This is a genomic window from Streptomyces sp. NBC_00212 (assembly GCF_045206365.1).
GTDB lineage: Bacteria > Actinomycetota > Actinomycetes > Streptomycetales > Streptomycetaceae > Streptomyces.
On record NZ_CP108115.1, the window covers coordinates 6,610,175 to 6,626,952 of the forward strand.

General features: G+C 72.2%; 16 protein-coding genes. 7 read left to right on the forward strand and 9 right to left on the reverse strand.

All coding sequences use genetic code 11. The features are described 5' to 3' along the window. Window positions 1–1,041, reverse strand: coding sequence for a glycerophosphoryl diester phosphodiesterase membrane domain-containing protein (locus tag OHA17_RS30100; protein ID WP_406509142.1), 1,041 nt, complete (start codon window positions 1,039–1,041; stop codon window positions 1–3). A gap of 223 nt (window positions 1,042–1,264) precedes the next feature. On the opposite strand from OHA17_RS30100, the gene OHA17_RS30105 reads away from it, so the two are divergent. Next, complete coding sequence (locus tag OHA17_RS30105) at window positions 1,265–1,801, forward strand: TetR/AcrR family transcriptional regulator (protein ID WP_053729362.1); 537 nt, start codon at window positions 1,265–1,267, stop codon at window positions 1,799–1,801. A 66-nt stretch (window positions 1,802–1,867) separates the two neighbouring features. Continuing rightward, window positions 1,868–2,191, forward strand: a complete 324-nt coding sequence (locus OHA17_RS30110) for a DMT family transporter (RefSeq protein WP_398876662.1) — start codon at window positions 1,868–1,870, stop codon at window positions 2,189–2,191. A 33-nt stretch (window positions 2,192–2,224) separates the two neighbouring features. Here OHA17_RS30110 and OHA17_RS30115 read toward each other — a convergent pair whose 3' ends face one another. After that, window positions 2,225–3,106, reverse strand: coding sequence for a winged helix-turn-helix transcriptional regulator (locus OHA17_RS30115; protein ID WP_406509143.1), 882 nt, complete (start codon window positions 3,104–3,106; stop codon window positions 2,225–2,227). A 128-nt stretch (window positions 3,107–3,234) separates the two neighbouring features. Next, window positions 3,235–3,435 carry a hypothetical protein gene (locus tag OHA17_RS30120; RefSeq protein ID WP_406509144.1) on the reverse strand — a complete coding sequence of 67 codons (201 nt, stop codon included), beginning with the start codon at window positions 3,433–3,435 and terminating at the stop codon, window positions 3,235–3,237. A gap of 136 nt (window positions 3,436–3,571) precedes the next feature. Between OHA17_RS30120 and OHA17_RS30125 the strand changes: the two genes are divergently transcribed. Both OHA17_RS30125 and dapD read left to right on the forward strand, forming a co-directional pair. Continuing rightward, window positions 3,572–4,294, forward strand: coding sequence for a GntR family transcriptional regulator (locus tag OHA17_RS30125; RefSeq protein ID WP_406509145.1), 723 nt, complete (start codon window positions 3,572–3,574; stop codon window positions 4,292–4,294). 190 nt (window positions 4,295–4,484) lie between these two features. Then, entirely contained in the window at window positions 4,485–5,477 is a 993-nt protein-coding gene (dapD, locus tag OHA17_RS30130) for a 2,3,4,5-tetrahydropyridine-2,6-dicarboxylate N-succinyltransferase (protein WP_406509146.1), read from the forward strand. A 213-nt stretch (window positions 5,478–5,690) separates the two neighbouring features. On the opposite strand, the gene dapA is transcribed toward dapD, so the two are convergent. Both dapA and OHA17_RS30140 read right to left on the reverse strand, forming a co-directional pair. After that, window positions 5,691–6,581: a 4-hydroxy-tetrahydrodipicolinate synthase gene (gene dapA, locus OHA17_RS30135; RefSeq protein ID WP_406509147.1), complete on the reverse strand. Its 891-nt coding sequence runs from the start codon at window positions 6,579–6,581 to the stop codon at window positions 5,691–5,693. An 88-nt stretch (window positions 6,582–6,669) separates the two neighbouring features. Next, window positions 6,670–7,110 (reverse strand): PPOX class F420-dependent oxidoreductase, encoded by a 441-nt coding sequence (locus tag OHA17_RS30140; RefSeq protein ID WP_406509148.1) that lies wholly within the window; start codon window positions 7,108–7,110, stop codon window positions 6,670–6,672. A 67-nt stretch (window positions 7,111–7,177) separates the two neighbouring features. On the opposite strand from OHA17_RS30140, the gene OHA17_RS30145 reads away from it, so the two are divergent. Next, a complete protein-coding gene (locus OHA17_RS30145) occupies window positions 7,178–7,618 on the forward strand; it encodes a MarR family winged helix-turn-helix transcriptional regulator (RefSeq protein WP_406509149.1) in 441 nt (146 codons plus the stop codon). A 51-nt stretch (window positions 7,619–7,669) separates the two neighbouring features. Here OHA17_RS30145 and OHA17_RS30150 read toward each other — a convergent pair whose 3' ends face one another. Continuing rightward, on the reverse strand, window positions 7,670–9,505 hold the full coding sequence (locus OHA17_RS30150) for an endonuclease/exonuclease/phosphatase family protein (protein ID WP_406509150.1): 1,836 nt from the start codon (window positions 9,503–9,505) through the stop codon (window positions 7,670–7,672). A gap of 333 nt (window positions 9,506–9,838) precedes the next feature. Here OHA17_RS30150 and OHA17_RS30155 point away from each other — a divergent pair, with 333 nt between their 5' ends. Together OHA17_RS30155 and OHA17_RS30160 are read left to right on the forward strand one after the other, a co-directional pair. After that, window positions 9,839–11,305 (forward strand): hypothetical protein, encoded by a 1,467-nt coding sequence (locus tag OHA17_RS30155; protein WP_406509151.1) that lies wholly within the window; start codon window positions 9,839–9,841, stop codon window positions 11,303–11,305. Between the two features lie 319 nt (window positions 11,306–11,624). Next, window positions 11,625–13,202 carry a TROVE domain-containing protein gene (locus OHA17_RS30160; protein ID WP_406509152.1) on the forward strand — a complete coding sequence of 526 codons (1,578 nt, stop codon included), beginning with the start codon at window positions 11,625–11,627 and terminating at the stop codon, window positions 13,200–13,202. 79 nt (window positions 13,203–13,281) lie between these two features. Here the strand turns inward: OHA17_RS30160 and OHA17_RS30165 are convergent, their stop codons facing one another. The 3 genes from OHA17_RS30165 to OHA17_RS30175 all read right to left on the reverse strand — a co-directional run bounded on the left by OHA17_RS30165 (window position 13,282) and on the right by OHA17_RS30175 (window position 16,765). Continuing rightward, on the reverse strand, window positions 13,282–14,049 hold the full coding sequence (locus tag OHA17_RS30165) for an SDR family NAD(P)-dependent oxidoreductase (RefSeq protein ID WP_406509153.1): 768 nt from the start codon (window positions 14,047–14,049) through the stop codon (window positions 13,282–13,284). 111 nt (window positions 14,050–14,160) lie between these two features. Continuing rightward, the gene (locus OHA17_RS30170) at window positions 14,161–15,378 is read right to left on the reverse strand and encodes a beta-ketoacyl-[acyl-carrier-protein] synthase family protein (RefSeq protein WP_406509154.1); all 1,218 of its coding nucleotides are present in this window, start codon (window positions 15,376–15,378) and stop codon (window positions 14,161–14,163) included. Between the two features lie 175 nt (window positions 15,379–15,553). After that, on the reverse strand, window positions 15,554–16,765 hold the full coding sequence (locus tag OHA17_RS30175; protein WP_406509155.1) for a TerD family protein: 1,212 nt from the start codon (window positions 16,763–16,765) through the stop codon (window positions 15,554–15,556). Window positions 16,766–16,778 lie beyond the last annotated feature (13 nt).

Sequence of the window (16,778 nt, forward strand, 5' to 3'; positions counted from 1 at the left end):
CTACCAGGTGCCCACCGGCGGGGCTCCCACCGGCGGGGCTCCCACCGGTGGGACACCGGCCGCGTCGGCCAGCGCGGGGGCGAGGTTCTCGCGGCGGATGCGCTGGTCGACGTAGAGCAGGCCGGTGGCGAGCTGGGGCAGGGTGGTCGACAGGAACTGGCTGATCACCGTGCCGATCAGGTAGAGCACCGCCATGATGACGATGGCCGTGATCTTGGGGCCGACCGCGTCGTCGCTGGACAGGGCCAGCGGCATGGCCGCGAAGATCCCGCCGTAGGTGAACGGTATCTGGACGAAGTAGCCGATCATCCCGCTGATCATGCCGACGAGGAGCAGGCTGCCGAAGGTCCGCCACCAGGCGTCCTTCACCAGGCGGGCCGAGCGGCGCAGCGCCTCGACGGGCCGCTGGTTCTCCAGGACCGCAGCCGCCGGCGCGAAGCCGAAGCGGATCCACAGCCAGATGCTGACCGGGACAAGCGCGAGGAAGACGACCACGAAGACCGCGATCAGCGCGGGCGGCGGCTCGTGATGCGAGCTCGACAGGATCGTCACCAGCATCAGGGTCACGAACAGGAGCAGCGCGCCGATCATGGCCGCCCACTGGAGCGCCAGCGCGCCGAGCACGGCCGGGAACCGGGACCAGGCCTTGCGCCACACCGGGCCGAACGTGGTGCGCCGGCCGAGGACCGCGTCCTGGAGCACGGCCGGGACGGCCGCGTACACCAGCGCCATCGCGACGAGCCACATGGTGATCGCGACGAGGAACACGGCGAAGCCGGCGATCACCACCGGCTGCACGTCGGCGCGGACCGGGTCCACTCCGTGGGGCTGGTTGAAGACGGGGTCGAGGTGGTCGTGCACGGCGGCCACCGCGATCGCGACCGTGCCGCCGACGGCCAGCGCGGCGATCCCGTACGCGACGAGGGCCACGCCGAAGAGCTGCTTCCAGTGGCGGCCCAGGGCCGAGAAGGCCCCGCCGAGTATGTCGCCGAGCGTCAGCGGCCCGAGCGGAATCACGCCCGGCTTGGGCGGCGGCGGCATCCAGCCACCGCCCCAGCCGGGCCCCCACCCCGGCGGCGGTCCGGGAGGCCCGCCCTGGGCACCCGGGCCCCACCCCATGTCCTGCGTCACGGCAACCTCGCACTTCCCGTACGTTTCCGCACGTCCCGTCCCCTGATCGATCAGCTTTACCGTAGCCCGCACGGCCCACGGGTACGGTCGGGGGCATGCTCTGTGACCAGGCCGGAACAACCGGAAGCCGCTGATGGCCCGCCGTTACGACCCCGACCGGCGCCGACGCATCATCGACGCGGCGATCCGGGTCGTCGCCGAGCGCGGCATCGCGGGGCTCAGCCACCGCACCGTCGCCGCCGAGGCCGATGTGCCGCTGGGCTCGACCACCTACCACTTCAAGACACTCGACGAGCTGCTCGTCGCGGCCCTGCGCCAGGCCAACGAGGGCTTCGCCACGGCGGTGCGCGACTGTGTGCGGCTGGAGGACCCCGACGCGGATCTGGCCGTCGAACTGGCCCGGCTGATGGGCGAGTGGCTGACCGGGGACCGGGCCCGCGCCGAGCTGGAGTACGAGCTCTACCTGGCGGCCCTGCGCCGCCCGGCCCTTCGCCCGGTCGCCGCCGAGTGGACCGACTCGGTCGCCGAACTGCTCGCCCGGCACACCGACCCGGTCACCGCGCGCGGACTCGTCGCCGCGATGGACGGCATCTGCCTCCAAGCCCTGCTCACCGGCGGCGCGTACGACGAGCGGTACGCGCGGGACCTGCTGGGCAGGCTGCTGCGGTAAGGCCGGGGCAGATCGCGGCCACCGCGTTATGTACGGGCGTACGCATCCCCGGATATCCTGGGCCGCATGCCCTACGTTCTGCTCGCCTGCGCCATCGGCTCGGAGATAGCCGCCACCTCCGCGCTGAAGTACAGCGAGGGCTTCACGAGGCTCTGGCCCTCGCTGATCACCGGCGCCGGGTACCTGCTCGCCTTCTTCCTGCTGTCGCTGACGCTGAGGTCCATGTCGGTGGGCACCGCGTACGCGATCTGGTCCGGCGTGGGCACGGCCGTCATCGCCGCCGTCGGCATGCTGTTCATGGGGGAGGCGATGACCGCCGCCAAGATCGCCGGGATCGCCCTCATCATCGGCGGAGTGGTGCTGCTCAACCTCGGCGGCGCGGCGCACTGAACGCGGGTTCAGGCACGGCCCGCGAGCGCGGGTTCAGGCACCCGCCCGGAGCACCGCCGCGAGGGCGGCCCGCACGCTCGCCTCGATGTCGGTGATCGGATAGAGCGCCTCGATCACCGTACGGTCCCGGTCGATCACCAGGGTCAGCCGCTTGAGCCGGCTCACCCCCGCCGTGCGGAAGGTCGGCAGGCGCAGCGCCGCCGTCAGGTCGAGCCCGGCGTCCGAGAGCAGCGGGAAGCGCAGCGCCTCCCTGTCGGCGAACGCCCGCTGCTCGTCCGGGCGTTGGGTGGAGACGCCGTGCACGGTGGCTCCCGCGTCCGTGAAGTCGGCCAGCTGGTCGCGGAAGGTGCAGGACTCCAGGGTGCAGCCGCGCGCGCCGGGAATCCCGGCCCAGCCGGGCGGGTACGACTCGGCGCGGGCGTAGGCACCGGGGAAGCAGTACAGGACCGTATACGGCGTGGACGCGGCGACCGGGTCCCTCAACTCGCCGTCGAAATCGGTCAGTTGGAGCTCCGGGACGCGGGTCCCGATCAGCTCGCGGACCCGCTCGGTCTCGCCTGACGTCTCGGTCGAGGTGGCCATGGTCTCTCCTTCCCCCAGCGCCCAGGTGTCTCCCCAGTCCTGGAGTGCGATCAGCACGGGCAGTAGGGCGCGGCCGCGCGGGGTGAGCCGGTACTCGTGGCGCACCGGGCGCTCCTGGTACGGCTCGCGCACCAGGACCCCGCACTCCACGAGCAGCTTCAGGCGTTCGGCGAGGACCTTGCGGGACATGCCGAGCTCCCGCTGGAGCGCGTCGAACCGGTGCACGCCGCGGGCCGCGTCGCGCACGATCAGGAGGGTCCACCAGTCGCCCACCACGTCCAGGGCCTGGGCGATGGCGCAGTGTTCGTCGTCCAGTCGGGTGCGTTGGGGCATGGGCCCATCCTCTCGCGACGCAGGCAGGTCAACCGACCCCCGTCCGGTTGACCTGCCGGCACCTCATGCTGCCATAGTTAGTTCCCATAGGAAACTCGCTCGGTCTACGGGCTCGGAGGGAGCGGGATCTATGTGCCGTGCTCCTGGCGCATGTGCCGCCTGATCTTCACCCGGGCGTCGACCTCGGCCGACTGGTCGCGGTCCTGTACGGCCTGGCGGAGCTGCGCGATGAGGAGGGAGCAGGGGCCGCACCCTTCCGTGCCTCGGACCGGCGGTGCGGCGGGCGGCATGGAGTAGTGGCCGTTCCCTGGTGGTTGGCTCGCGAACATCGCGCTGCTCCCCTCGTCCCCAACTCGTCTGTGTACTAGTTCAGTCTTCGGAGTGTTAGAAGCACTCCACAAGGGTGATCAGTGCACTAGTGTGCCGAGTGCCAGGAGAGCTCAACTCCCGTGAGGAGAACGGCAGATGCCCGGAGAGAAGACGTTCACGAAGATCGCCGACCACTTCCGCGAACGGATCATGTCCGGGGAGCTCGAACCGGGGGCCAGGCTTCCGACCAACCGGGAGATCGCCGGCAGCTGGCAGACCGCTGCGGCCACGGTGTCGCGCGCGCTGCAAGCGCTCCAGGTGGAGGGGTACATCAGGACCACCCCGCGCGGGACGTTCGTCGAGGACGACCCGGTGTGGACCCTGACGCCGAAAGACCGGCTGGAGCGTGTCCAGCGGGTCAAGAGCTTCCTCGCCGAGGGCGAGACTTCGCGCGTGACGGCGGCCGAACTGGTCAAGCCGCCGCTGTACGTCGCGGACATCCTGGACCTTGAGGCCGGGGACCAGGCTGTCCGGCGGGAGTGGCTCGCCGGACGCGGCAAGACCCGCACCGTGTTCGCCGTGACCTGGTACCCGGCACCGTTCGCGGCCCTGGTGCCGGATCTGCTCAACACGTCGCCCGGCCGGAACCACGGGCTCACGGCCAGGGTCCTGGAGGCCACGGGGCGCACGATCACGCACGCCCGGGACGACATGCACGCCCGTGAGGCCGACGCCCGTGAGGCAAGCGCCCTGGCCCTCCCGGTGGGTGCTCCGGTGCTGGCGGGCGCCCACCGCTGGTCCGACGCCGAGGGGATCATCGAGTACGGGGAGTGGTGCCTCCCGCCGCAGTTCACGATCGGCTACGAGTACACACCCTGACCGGGGCATCGGGGGCGCGAGGCACCCCGCCATCGCGACGGCGGGGTGCCGAGACCAGGCGCCCGCTGCCAGGGCCTGAAAGCGGGTGCGTGCTGCGGGGGCTGCCCCGGTGCGCCGGCCGGGGCGGACACGGGACCGGCACTTGAGACCGGTTCGCCGCGGCGGGCCGCGGCCGGTTAGGTTTTGGGGCATGACCGACACGACTACTGCTACGACCGGCGCCGCGGCCGCCGGCCTCGCCACCATCGCCGCCGACGGCACCATCCTGGACACCTGGTTCCCCGCCCCCGAGCTCGTGACCGTCGCCGAGCCCGGCCCCGCCGGAACCGAGCGCCTCTCCGCCGAGCGGGCCGCCGAACTCCTCGGCGCGGGTGCCCTCAAGGCCGTCGGCGCCGACGAGCGCCGCGGGGTCGAGGTCGTCGCCGTCCGTACGGTCATCGCCTCCCTCGACGACAAGCCCCTGGACGCGCACGACGCCTACCTGCGCCTGCACCTCCTCTCGCACCGGCTCGTCAAGCCGCACGGCCAGAACCTGGACGGCCTCTTCGGGCTGCTCTCCAACGTGGCGTGGACTTCGCTGGGCCCGGTCGCGGTGGACGACGTGGAGACCGTCCGTCTGAACGCCCGCGCCGAGGGGCTGCACCTTCAGGTGGCGTCCATCGACAAGTTCCCGCGCATGACGGACTACGTCGCGCCCAAGGGCGTACGCATCGCCGACGCCGACCGGGTGCGCCTCGGTGCCCACCTCGCCGAGGGCACCACGGTCATGCACGAGGGCTTCGTGAACTTCAACGCGGGCACGCTCGGCACGTCCATGGTCGAGGGCCGCATCTCCGCCGGCGTCGTCGTCGGCGACGGCTCCGACATCGGCGGCGGCGCGTCCACCATGGGCACGCTGTCCGGCGGCGGCAACGTCCGCATCGTCATCGGTGAGCGGTGCCTGGTCGGCGCCGAGGCGGGCGTGGGGATCGCGCTGGGCGACGAGTGCGTCGTCGAGGCGGGGCTGTACGTCACGGCCGGCACGCGGGTGACGATGCCGGACGGGCAGATCGTCAAGGCCCGGGAGCTGTCCGGGGCGTCCAACATCCTGTTCCGGCGGAACTCGGTGACGGGCACGGTCGAGGCTCGGCCGAACAACGCGGTGTGGGGCGGGCTGAACGAGGTCCTGCACGCGCACAACTAGCCGGGGTCGCCCGGCGGGCCGGGGTCACCGGGGGCTCGGCCCCCGGACCCCCGGCGGTTTGCCCACCCTCCCCCAAGCTCTTAAGGAGCAGGGGGGACCCCCATCCCGTGCAAGGGGTGGGATGAGCTGAGCCCTGGGGCTGCGCCCCAGACCCCCTGCGGGGGCTCCGCCCCCTGCACCCCCCGTCAGGGGCGCCGGTCCGCGAACCCGGCCTCACCCCCCGAGCAGCGCATCCCGCGCCGCCCGCAAGCGGGACACCTCGTCCGGGGTGGCCGGCTGCAAGGGTGCCCGCACCGGGTAGCCCAGCAGCGCCTTCGCCGTCACCGTGCCCGGCAGGCCCGACGCCATCATCAACTCCGTCAGGGGGGTGGCGAGTTGGTTGAGGCGGGCCGCCTCGGCGACGGCCCCCGCGTCGTGCGCGTCGAGGACCGCCCTCAGCTCGCGCGGCGCCACGTTCGCCACCGTGCTCACATAGCCCGCCCCGCCCACCGCGTACAGCGGAAGGTTCAGCTCCTCCGCGCCCGAGTAGTACGCCAGCGACGTACTGCCGATGACCTTGGTCGAGCCGAGCAGGTCGTACGCGCAGTCCTTCACCGCCACGATCCGTTCGTGCTCCGCGAGCCGCAGCATCGTCGCGACCTCGATGCGCGTGCCCGTGCGGACCGGGATGTCGTACAGCATCACCGGCAGCGCGGTCGCGTCGGCCACCGTGCGGAAGTGGGCCTCGACGGCGGACTGCGGGGGCCGGCTGTAGTACGGGGTCACCACCAACAGGCCGTCCGCGCCCGCCCGTTCGGCCTCCCGGGCCAGTGCGACGGTGTGCGCGGTCGAGGCGCTGCCCACCCCCGCCACGACCGCCGCCCGGTCGCCGACCGCCTCCACCACCGCCCGTACGAGCGCGGTCTTCTCCTCGTCGGAGGTCGTCGGCGACTCCCCGGTCGTGCCGTTCAGGACCAGGCCGTCGCACCCGTTGTCGACCAGGTGCGCGGCCAGCTTCTGCGCGGCCCGGAGGTCCAGCTCGTGCGACTCCGTGAACGGCGTGACCATGGCGCACAGGGCGCGCCCGAAGGGACGGGAGGGGCGGAGCGGGCTTGATGTCGTCATGCGACAGTTTTGCCCGGGCCGAGAGTTAACGTCTACTTAGAGTTTATGGCGGATGGCCGTAGCGCTGCTGAATCAACAACTCGGCCCGTCACTGCGAAGTGGTGTGCTCCGGGCGTACGACCAGGACGACCCGGTGCTCGGCGTCGCCCACCGGGGCCTCGTACTCAAGCCCGTACCGCTTGGCCAGGACGTCGAAGAACGCGCCCGTCGGGTCCGGCTCGATGCGCTCGACCGTGCCCCGGACCTCCAGGTAGCGGTAGGGCTGGTCGGGGTCGTTGACCGAGACGGAGACCCTGGGGTCGGCGGTGACGTTCTTGCACTTGCGGCGGGTGGTGGTCGTGGTGAAGCGCAGGAACTCGCCGTCCCACTCCTGCCAGACGGGGTTGACGTGCGGGGTGCCGTCCGGGCCCTTGGTGGCGAGGTGCACGAAGAGGGGGCGGGTCAGCAGATCGGCGTGGCCGGCCGGGACAACGGGTTCGTTGATCGTGGCGGCGGCGTCGTTCGGGCTCGTCTTCTTCGATGTCGTCATGGTGCTGAACGTTATCAATGTATTGATGATGCGCAAGCTTTTTATGGCTGCGTCGTATTCTCGGAGCATGACCATGCCGCCCGAGGAGCGCCTCGGCTTCGACATCAAGCGCGCCGAGCAGGAGCTGATCGCCGCGAAGAGCGCGGCGGTGAAGGTGGCCGGGCTCACCGTGCCGCAGTACGCGGCGCTGTTCGGGCTCTCCGGCGCGCCCGGCATCTCGGCGGCCGCGCTGGCCCGGGCCTGCCTGGTCACCCCGCAGGCCATGAACGTCGTACTGAAGAACCTCGAAGAGCGCGGCCTGGTCGAGCGGACCCCGCACCCCTGGCACCGCAACGTCCTGGAGACCCGGCTCACCGACGAGGGGGCCGCGGCACTGGCCACCGCCGACGAGCGGGCGGTGGCCATCGAGCGCCGCATCGAGCGTGAATTCACCGCAGGGGAGCGGGAGTTGCTCCGTTCGCTGCTCGGCCGGGCCGTCGCCGCGATCCGGGGCGACAGGACCGAGTGAGCCAGGGCCGGACGGGGTGACGTACCGCCTCCCCGGCCGGCTCGGCGGCCGCTACGGGTGGAAGCGGATGATCTGCGGGTCGTGGTCGCTGGTCTGGTTCGCGAACTCCGCGTTGATGTGCACGCTGTCGTAGTCGAAGTCCCGGATGGCGGGGCTGGTCAGGACCTGGTCAAGGACCTGGGTGTTGCCCTGGTAGACGTAGGAGTAGCGCTCCTTCTTCGGCAGGGTGCGGTAGGCCGAGCGCAGCGCGCCGCCGTCCTCCAGGGCCTTGGTCGTGCCCGAGAAGTCGAAGTCGTTGATGTCGCCGACGGCCAGCACGTCCGCGTGCTTGTCGGCCGCGAGCAGCTGCTTCACGAAGGCGTTGACGGCCTGCGCCTGCTGGAGCCGCTTGGCCTCCGAGGAGCGCGGCACCGGCTGGTGCTGCGAGAGAAGGCTCTCGTCGCCGCCCTTCGACGCGAAGTGGTTCGCGATCACGAACACCGTCTTGCCCTTGAAGACGAACTCGCCGGCCAGCGGCTTGCGGCTGTCCGTCCACGCCTCATTGGCCGGGTCGATCCGGCCGGGCGAGAGGGTGAGCGCCGGGTGGCCCTTGGTGCCGGTGACGCCGACGGCGGTCTTGTAGTCGCCGCCGGGACGGTCGGTGAAGGAGACGCGGGCCGGGTTGAAGAGGAAGCCCTGGCGGATGTTGCCGCCGGGCTCGCCGCCGTCCTTGTCGTTCTCCGGGTCGATCGAGCGCCACTGGTAAGCAGGGCCGCCCGCCGCGAGGATCGCGTCCGTGAACTTCTTCACGGTCGCCGAGGCGTCCACCGTGCCGTCGTTCTTCGCGCCGTTGTTGTCCTGGATCTCCTCCAGGGCCACGATGTCCGGCGAGGCGAGGTTGGTCACCACGCCCTGCGCCAGCGCGTCGAACTTCGACTGCGGGTCGCTCGGGTCCAGGTTCTCCACGTTGTACGTGGCGACCGCCAGCTCGCCCGTGCGCTGCTTGCGGGTGACCTCGCGCTTGAGGCCGTTGTCCTTGACCGTGCCGAGCGTGCGCGCGGTGATCGTGTAGCCGCCGAACTGGTTGAAGTCCAGCGGGCCTTCGGTGGTCCCGGTCAGGGTGTCGCCCACGTTCGCGGTGGGGAAGGCCTGCTGTGCGGTCGGGATCAGGCTCTGGATCTGGAGGCGGCCGGTGTTCTGGTCGTTGTACGAGGAGTAGAGCGAGCCGCCGCGCGCGGTCCGGTTCTCCTGCGGCTTCACCGTGACCCACAGCTCGGAGTACGGGTCCGTGGCGCCGACCACCCGCGAGGTGCCGATGCGGACGTTCATGCCCTCCAGGGACTCGTAGTAGTCCGTGGCGTACTTCTTCGGCTGGAGGGTCAGGCCGTTGACGCTGCCCGCGGCCGCCGGGTCGCCGTTCGGCGTGTAGCGGTCGGGCACCGAGCGGGCCGTGATGACGACCGGCGCGGGCACCGCGTTGCCCGAGGAGACGACCGTGACGGTCGGCTTCGAGAGCTCGGTCACCGACTGGTTGCCGGAGGCCGGGCCGCCGGGCACGTACTCGGTCACGGTGGCGGAGACGCTCACCGCGTCGCCCACCGCGACGGTCGGGTTCGAGCCGGTGAAGACGAAGACGCCCTCGCTGGTTGCGGGGTTCTTGTCGGGCGCCGTGTCCTGGAACCAGAAGCCCTTGGAGGAGCCGTAGGCGCGCACGCCGGTGACGACGCCGGTCACGCCCGTGACCTGCTGGCCCGCGAGCGGGGATATCCGGGTGGTGCCCTGGATGTCATGGATCTTCGCCTGCACGGGGGCGGCGGTGGCCGCCTGCGAGGAGGCGGCGCAGACCAGGCCGGCGGCGAGTGCGGTGGCGACCACGGCGGACACGGCGGCGGTTCTGGGAACGGGCATTCAGGTACTCCGGAGGTGATGAGGGAAGGAGATGAGAGAAACGTGCGTGCGGCGGTGCGGTTCTACGCGCGTCAATCTCTTGTCTGGGGTGGGGAGTTGTCAAGACTTCCCGGGTGGACGAAAACTGACGGGTACATGAACCCCCGGGGATGGGGCGCGGCCGACGCCCAGGGCGCGCCGCGGCGGAGCCGGGGGAAGCGGGGGCGGGCGCCGGGCGCGCACGACCGGCGCAGCGAAACCCGGTGAAATGCGTCTACGCTGGGTGCCGCTCAACCATCGCTGACCCAGCGCGACACAGAGCGCCCAGACCGTACGGCCGAGGAGTACCCCCAGATGTCCGGAGACCGCCCCACCCTGCCGCCGGTACGGCTGAACTCCGAGGCGGAGCTGGCCCGGGACGCACTGTCCGCCCCGCTGCTCGCCCGCGCGGTGCGGCTGGCCCGCTGGGCCGGGCCCGACACCCGGGTCGGCGCGGGCGGCGAACTCGTCGAGGAGCAGCTGCCCGCGGCCGCCGCCGAACTCGGCCTGGGCGACGACCAGGACGGCCCGGCATACGCGAGCGAGGCCTGGCGGGTCGCGGTCGACACCGGCCTCGTCGACATCGAGGACGCCCCCGAGACGCCGAACTCCGCGGGTGAGGACGACGAGGACGCCGAGGGCACCGCCTCGCCCGGCGACAACCTCTCCGTGCTCGCCTCCGGCTCGCCGCACGACGTGCTGGCCCTCTGGCTCGACGCCTTCGACGTCGTCTTCGCGGACGCCACCGCCCCGATGATCGACGACTTCGCCGACCTGGTCGGCGAGAACGGCGAGATCGACTTCGACCGCCTCGAATGGGACCCCGAGGAGGAGGCCGACTTCCTGGAGGGCGTTCTCGGCAACCTGTACCTGCTCACCGTCAGCGAGGGCGGCACCCCCGAGGGGCCGGTGCCGCTGCCCGCGCTCGCCGCCTCGATGATCGTCCCCGACGACATGGGCGAGCCCACCGACGACATCCTGGAGCAGGTCTCCGACGCGATGATGCGCCTCGACGACCAGTTCCGGCTCCTGGAGCCGATCGGCCTGGTCGAGTACGAGCCCGTCGACGAGGCCCTGATGGCCGAGGTCGGAGACGAGCCCGCCCCGCCGGTCGACGACGAGGACGTCTCCCGCTACGGCATGGTCCGCCTCACCCCGCTCGGCCTCTACGGCGTGCGCGCCCGGATGCTGGAGGCCGGCGTGGACGCCCCGGCCGTCGGCGACCTGGCCGACAAGGGCGCCGACACGCTGCTCGACGGCATCGCCTTCTTCCCCGAGCTCTCGGCCCGCGCCGAGACCGAGCAGTGGCTCGCGCGGCGCGAACCGGCCGAGGCGGCAAGGGAGTTGCTCACCGCGGCCCGGGGCGGCGACGAGGGCGGCCCGCTGCGCCGGCTGCACTGCCAGCAGGCCCTCGCCCTGACCGGCGCCTTGGCCGAACCCGCCGTGCGCGAGGTGCTGCCCGACCCGGAACTGGGCGGTCTCGCCCGGGTCTGGCTCGCCGAGCGCGGCGCCCCCGACGTGCCGCCGCCGTCCGAAGCGATGATCTTCTGGCTGGCCATCGACACCATCGCCGCGCAGCTCGCGGTGGAGGGCGATCTGGAGGAGCTCCAGGAACTCGTCGAGGGCCTGGTCGGCCAGCACAGCGGGTTCTTCGACGCGGCCTGGCGGGTGGAGCACCCCGCGACCGCCGACGTCCTGGAGGCGATGGGCCGCCTCCACCCGGACAAGTCCACGGCGAAGGAGGCCCGCAAGGCTGCCTTCAAGGCCCGCTCCCGAGCCTGATCCCACACCACACTCCATCCGCCCGGAGGCCGCATGGCCTCCGGGCGGCGCCATGTCCGACACTCCGTCACTTCTCCAACTGCACCTGAAGAGCGGCCAGTTGACGCCCTGAGCTCCTGCCGGGCCACGTACTCCCGTGAAAATGCTTGGCGTGCCGTCCGGGCCGCCGCCTAAGGTCGAACTCGTCCGGACGGGCAGGCAGGACCTGCTTCCGCGGCACCCACACCTCATCAATTCGTGCACCTCCCGGTGCGCAGGCAACGGCTCCTTCTTCCACGACAGCGCCGTCGCCGAATTCGATCTCGGGAGGCCATCCACCATGGCTCGGTTCAACCTGCGCGCCACCAAGGCGCGTACCACTTCGCCCGTGGCGTCCACCGGCGCCACCGCCCACACCCACGAGGGCGGCCCCGGCCACCTGCGGGACGCCCGGTCCGAGCTCTTCCTGCTCGCGGTCGCCAACTTCGTTTCCCAGCAGACCTTCTACGAGACCGGCGAGGCCCGCGACGACCGGTTCGCGGCGCTCGTGCGGAAGCTCGCCGTCGAGGACGCCGAGTGGACCGCGGGCCTGCTCGGCTGGCTGCGCGGCGAGGGCGGGATGCGTACCGCCTCGATCGTCGGCGCCGCCGAGTACGTCGGGGCGCGCCTCGACGCGGGCGCCGCGACCGGCCCGTCGAACCGGCAGGTCGTCGCCTCGGTGCTGCTCCGCCCGGACGAGCCCGGCGAACTCCTCGGGTACTGGACCTCGATGTACGGGCGGAACGTGCCCAAGCCCGTGAAGCGCGGGATCGCCGATGCCGTACGCCGCCTCTACAGCGGGAAGTCGCTGCTCAAGTACGACACCGCCTCGAAGGGGTACCGCTTCGGCGACATCCTCAACCTGGTGCACGCGGCGCCCGACCCGGCCAAGCCGTGGCAGGGCGAGCTCTTCCGGTACGCGCTGGACCGTCGGCACAACCCCGACACCGCGGTGCCGCCGGCCGGCGACCGGGTGCTGACCGCGCACCGCGAGCTGATGGCGCTGCCGGTCGAGGAGCGGCGCGCGGTCGTGCTCGCTCCGGACGGGGCGGAGCGGCTGGCAGCCGCGGGCCTGACCTGGGAGGCGCTCGCGGGCTGGCTGCAGGGGCCGATGGACAAGGAGGCCTGGGAGGCGGTCATCCCGTCGATGGGCCCGATGGCCCTGGTGCGCAACCTGCGCAACTTCGACGAGGCGGGCGTCTCGGACGAGGTGGCGGCCGAGGTCGGCGCGAAGATAGCGGACCCCGAAGTCGTCGCGAAGTCCCGGCAGTTCCCGTTCCGCTATCTCGCCGCGTACCAGCACGCGCCGTCGCTGCGCTGGTCGTACCCGCTGGAGAAGGCGCTCGGCCACTCGCTGGCCAACGTGCCCGCGCTCGGCGGCCGCACCCTGATCCTGGTCGACCGCTCGGGCTCGATGTGGTCGCCGCTCTCGGACCGCTCGAAGCTCAACCGGGCGGACGCGGCCGCGATCTTCGGTACGGCGCTGGCGCTGCGGGCCGCGGACGCGGACCTCGTGGAGTTCGGTACCGACAGCGCTCGGGTGAAGTACAGGGCGGGGGAGTCCGTCCTGAAGATCCTGGAGCGCTTCGGCGACCTGGGCGGCACCAACACCGCGGAGGCGGTCCGCAAGCACTACCGCCGCCACGACCGGGTGCTGATCGTGACGGACGAGCAGGCCTCGTACCACTACGGCGGCGACCCGACGGCGCTGGTCCCGGCGGACGTGCCGGTCTACACCTGGAACCTCGCGGGGTACCGGGTGGGGCACGGCCCGTCGGGCACGGACAACCGCCATGTGTTCGCGGGCCTGACGGACGCGGCGTTCCGCATGGTGCCGCTGCTTGAGGCGGGCCGCTCGGTCAACTGGCCGTGGCTGTAGGGCTGAGAAGCCCGGGTCTCATTCCGGTGGCCCCCTGATCGCTTGATCGAGGGGCCACCGGGCTGTGTGCGGCGCCGCCTCAAGTCCGCAGGTGGGACGCCCCGTTGAGGTCGAGCACCGCGCCCGACGACCACTGGGCGAGCGGCGAGGCGAGCCAGCGCACCGCCTCCGCGATCTCCTCGGCACAGGCGACCCGCCCGAACGGCGACTGCGCCCGGATCGCCTCGCCCTCCGCCCCGCCGAGCCGCCCCGCGACGCGCTCCGTCTCGAAGAACCCGGGCGCGACCGAGGCGACGCCGATTCCGTACGGGGCCAGCGACACCGCGAGCGACTGGCCGAGCGCGTGCACCGCCGCCTTGGTGGCCCCGTAGGCGGGGTGGTCGGGCTCCCCGCGGAAGGCGCCGCGCGAGCCGATGTTCACGATCCGCCCGCCGGTGCCCTGCGCGATCATCCGGGACGCCGCGAGGTGGCTGAGGTTGGCGGTGGCGAGGAGGTTCACGCTCACGTGCCGCTGCCACAGCTCGGCCCACTCCTCGTACGGGGTGTCGGCGAGGGGATGGGGGAGGTTCACGGCCGCGTTGTTCACCAGGACGTCGATGCCGCCGAGCGCGTCGGCGGCGGCGTCGGCGACGCGACGGGCCCCGGCGGGGTCGGTGAGATCGCCGCCGACCAGCGCGTGCCCGTCCCCCTTCAGCGAGTCGAGAGTCTCGCGGGCCTCCTCCTCCCGGGACCCGAAGTGCACGGCCACGCGGTCCCCCTGGGCCGCGAACGCCTGGGCGACGGCGCGGCCCAGTCCGCGGGAGGCTCCGCTGACGAGGACGCGGCGGTCGGTGGCCGACAGATTCATGAACTCTCCCCGGGGTCACGGCGGTTGCACTGCCGTTCAGCTGCACTGCCGTTTATACGTGGTCACCCGTGGCGGGCGCTCGGCGGTGTCCCCGGGGTTCTTCACAGGCTCTCAGGCCCGCCCGAGCACCAGGCTCACGTTGTGCCCGCCGAACCCGAAGGAGTTGGCGAGCGCCGCGTCCCAGGAGCCCTTGCGGTTCTCACCCGCGGCCACGTCGAGCCGGACCGCCGGATCGAGGTGGTCCAGGTTGCGGGTTGCGGGCACGATGCCGTCGCGCAGCGCGAGCAGCGCCGCGATCGCCCCCACCGCGCCGGACGCGCCCAGCATGTGGCCGGTCATCGACTTGGTGGCGGTGACCACCGGGTGTGTGCCGATGGCCTTGGCCACCGCCTCCGCCTCGGCGAGGTCGCCCGACGGCGTGGAGGTGGCGTGCGCGTGCACCACGCCGATGTCGGCGGGGCCCAACCCGGCGTCCCGCAGCGCCGATTCGACGGCCCGCACCTGGCCGGCCACGTCCGAGGCCGTGATGTGGTCCGCGCTGGACGTGACGGCCGCCCCGGCCACCGACCCGTACACCCGCGCTCCCCGGGCCCGCGCGAACTCGGCCCGCTCCAGGACGACCATCCCCGCGCCCTCGCCCATCACGAAGCCGCTGCGGTCCCTGTCGAACGGCCGGGACACCGACGCCGGGTCCTCGGCCTCGGTCGACAGCGCCTTCATCTGCGCGAACGCGGCGATCGTGAACGGGTGCAGACAGGCTTCGGTGCCGCCGGCCACCACCACATCGGCCCGGCCCAAGCGGATCAGGTCCAGGCCCATCGCGATGGCCTCGGCGCCCGACGCGCAGGCGCTGACCGGCGTGCGGGCGCCGCCCTGCGCGCCGAGCTCCATGGACACCCAGGCGGCGGGCCCGTTCGGCATGAGCATCGGCACGGCGTACGGGGAGAGCCGCCGGGCACCGCTCTTCTCGAAGGTGTCGTCCTGGCCCAGGGTGGTCAGCACGCCGCCGGTGCCGGTGCCGATCACCACGGCGAGCCGCTCGGGAGCCACCTCCGGGGTGCCCGCGTCCTGCCAGGCCTCGCGGGAGCTGATCATCGCGAGTTGTTCACAACGGTCAAGCTTGCGTGCCTCGACCCGGTCGAGCAGCGAGAGGGGGTCCACACAGAGCCCGGCGGCCACCCGGACCGGCAGGTCGGCGGCCCACTCCTCCTCGATCAGGCCCGCCCCGGACGTACCGGCCAGCATCCCGGCCCAGGTGGTCGCGGTGTCGGCGCCGAGCGGGGTGATCGCGCCGAGCCCGGTGACGAGTACTTCTCCAAGATCGCTCATGCTCCGACTCTGCCAGGGGAGGTGGCTCCGCGCGAATGGTAAGGAGGCAGCGATTTGCCCCGGGGGTGTTGTGGGGTTCCGACAGGACGGTCGCGTGAGAGGGGCAGGGGGCCGCATGAGAGGAGGGCGGCGGGGCCCGTAACCCCGCCGCCCTCACACACCAGTGGTGGGCGCGCTACAGCGCCTCGGCCCCCGGCTTGACCATGCCGCGGGCGGTGCGGGACTTCACGAACGAGCCGAGCGCCGTCATCTCCCACTCGCCGGAGAACTGCTTGACCAACTTCGCCATCATGACCCCGGTCTGCGGCTCGGCCCCGGTCAGGTCGAAGCGCACCAGCTCCTCGCCGCTCGCCGCGTCGATCAGGCGGCAGTACGCCTTGGCGACCTCGGTGAACTTCTGGCCGGAGAAGGAGTTGACGGTGAAGACCAGGCCGGTGGCCTCGGCGGGGATGCGGCCGAGGTCGACCACGATCACCTCGTCGTCGCCCGCGCCCTCGCCCGTCAGGTTGTCGCCGGAGTGCTTGATCGCGCCGTTCAGGATGGAGAGCTTGCCGAAGTAGCAGCTGTCCAGGTGGTTGCGCTGCGGGCCGTACGCGAGCACCGACGCGTCCAGGTCGATGTCCTTGCCGCGGAACGCGGGCTCCCAGCCGAGGCCCATCTTGACCTGGGAGAGCAGCGGGCGGCCGCCCTTGACCAGCGAGACCGTCTGGTTCTTCTGGAGGCTGACCCGGCCCTTGTCCAGGTTGATCTTCCCGCTGCTCGCGGGGGCGGGCGCGGGCGCGGCCGGTGCGGCCGGTGCTGCGGGGGCCGCCGGGGCCGGGGCGGCGAGGCGCGGGTCGGCCGGCGGGGCGGACGGCATCGGGGGCGCGGCGGCCGGTGCCGCGGGCTCCTCGACCGAGACGCCGAAGTCCGTGGCGATCCCCGCCAGGCCGTTGGCGTACCCCTGGCCCACCGCGCGGGCCTTCCACGCGCCGCCGCGCAGGTAGATCTCCATGACCACCAGGGCCGTCTCGGCGCCGAGACGGGGCGGGGTGAAGGAGGCGATCACGCCGCCGTCGTCGCCGTTGCGCAGGGTGGCCGTGGGCTCGATGCCCTGGAAGCTCTGGCCCGCGGCGTCCGGACTCGCGGTCACCACGATCTTCTCGATGCCGGGCGGTACGGCGGCGGTGTCCACGACGATCGCGTCGGGCGCGGTGCCGCCGCCGGGGCGGTAGGTCACACCAGGGCCCTGCGGCTGGTTGTAGAAGATGAAGTCGTCGTCCGAGCGCACCTTGCCGTCGGCGGTGAGCAGCAGGCCCGAGACGTCGAGCCGTACGGGAGCGGTCACGTCCACCGTCACCCGGGTGGTCGGGAGCGGAAGGTTCGAGCCGGGGGTCATTGCGGTCATGTCCCGGAAACGA

Excerpts from the sequence above, each read along its gene's own strand:
- OHA17_RS30100 (WP_406509142.1), bottom strand. The coding sequence starts at position 1,041 with ATGCCGCCGCCGCCCAAGCCGGGCGTGATTCCGCTCGGGCCGCTGACG.
- OHA17_RS30105 (WP_053729362.1), top strand. The coding sequence starts at position 1,265 with ATGGCCCGCCGTTACGACCCCGACCGGCGCCGACGCATCATCGACGCG.
- OHA17_RS30110 (WP_398876662.1), top strand. The coding sequence starts at position 1,868 with ATGCCCTACGTTCTGCTCGCCTGCGCCATCGGCTCGGAGATAGCCGCC.
- OHA17_RS30115 (WP_406509143.1), bottom strand. The coding sequence starts at position 3,106 with ATGCCCCAACGCACCCGACTGGACGACGAACACTGCGCCATCGCCCAG.
- OHA17_RS30120 (WP_406509144.1), bottom strand. The coding sequence starts at position 3,435 with ATGTTCGCGAGCCAACCACCAGGGAACGGCCACTACTCCATGCCGCCC.
- OHA17_RS30125 (WP_406509145.1), top strand. The coding sequence starts at position 3,572 with ATGCCCGGAGAGAAGACGTTCACGAAGATCGCCGACCACTTCCGCGAA.
- dapD (WP_406509146.1), top strand. The coding sequence starts at position 4,485 with ATGACCGACACGACTACTGCTACGACCGGCGCCGCGGCCGCCGGCCTC.
- dapA (WP_406509147.1), bottom strand. The coding sequence starts at position 6,581 with ATGACGACATCAAGCCCGCTCCGCCCCTCCCGTCCCTTCGGGCGCGCC.
- OHA17_RS30140 (WP_406509148.1), bottom strand. The coding sequence starts at position 7,110 with ATGACGACATCGAAGAAGACGAGCCCGAACGACGCCGCCGCCACGATC.
- OHA17_RS30145 (WP_406509149.1), top strand. The coding sequence starts at position 7,178 with ATGACCATGCCGCCCGAGGAGCGCCTCGGCTTCGACATCAAGCGCGCC.
- OHA17_RS30150 (WP_406509150.1), bottom strand. The coding sequence starts at position 9,505 with ATGCCCGTTCCCAGAACCGCCGCCGTGTCCGCCGTGGTCGCCACCGCA.
- OHA17_RS30155 (WP_406509151.1), top strand. The coding sequence starts at position 9,839 with ATGTCCGGAGACCGCCCCACCCTGCCGCCGGTACGGCTGAACTCCGAG.
- OHA17_RS30160 (WP_406509152.1), top strand. The coding sequence starts at position 11,625 with ATGGCTCGGTTCAACCTGCGCGCCACCAAGGCGCGTACCACTTCGCCC.
- OHA17_RS30165 (WP_406509153.1), bottom strand. The coding sequence starts at position 14,049 with ATGAATCTGTCGGCCACCGACCGCCGCGTCCTCGTCAGCGGAGCCTCC.
- OHA17_RS30170 (WP_406509154.1), bottom strand. The coding sequence starts at position 15,378 with ATGAGCGATCTTGGAGAAGTACTCGTCACCGGGCTCGGCGCGATCACC.
- OHA17_RS30175 (WP_406509155.1), bottom strand. The coding sequence starts at position 16,765 with ATGACCGCAATGACCCCCGGCTCGAACCTTCCGCTCCCGACCACCCGG.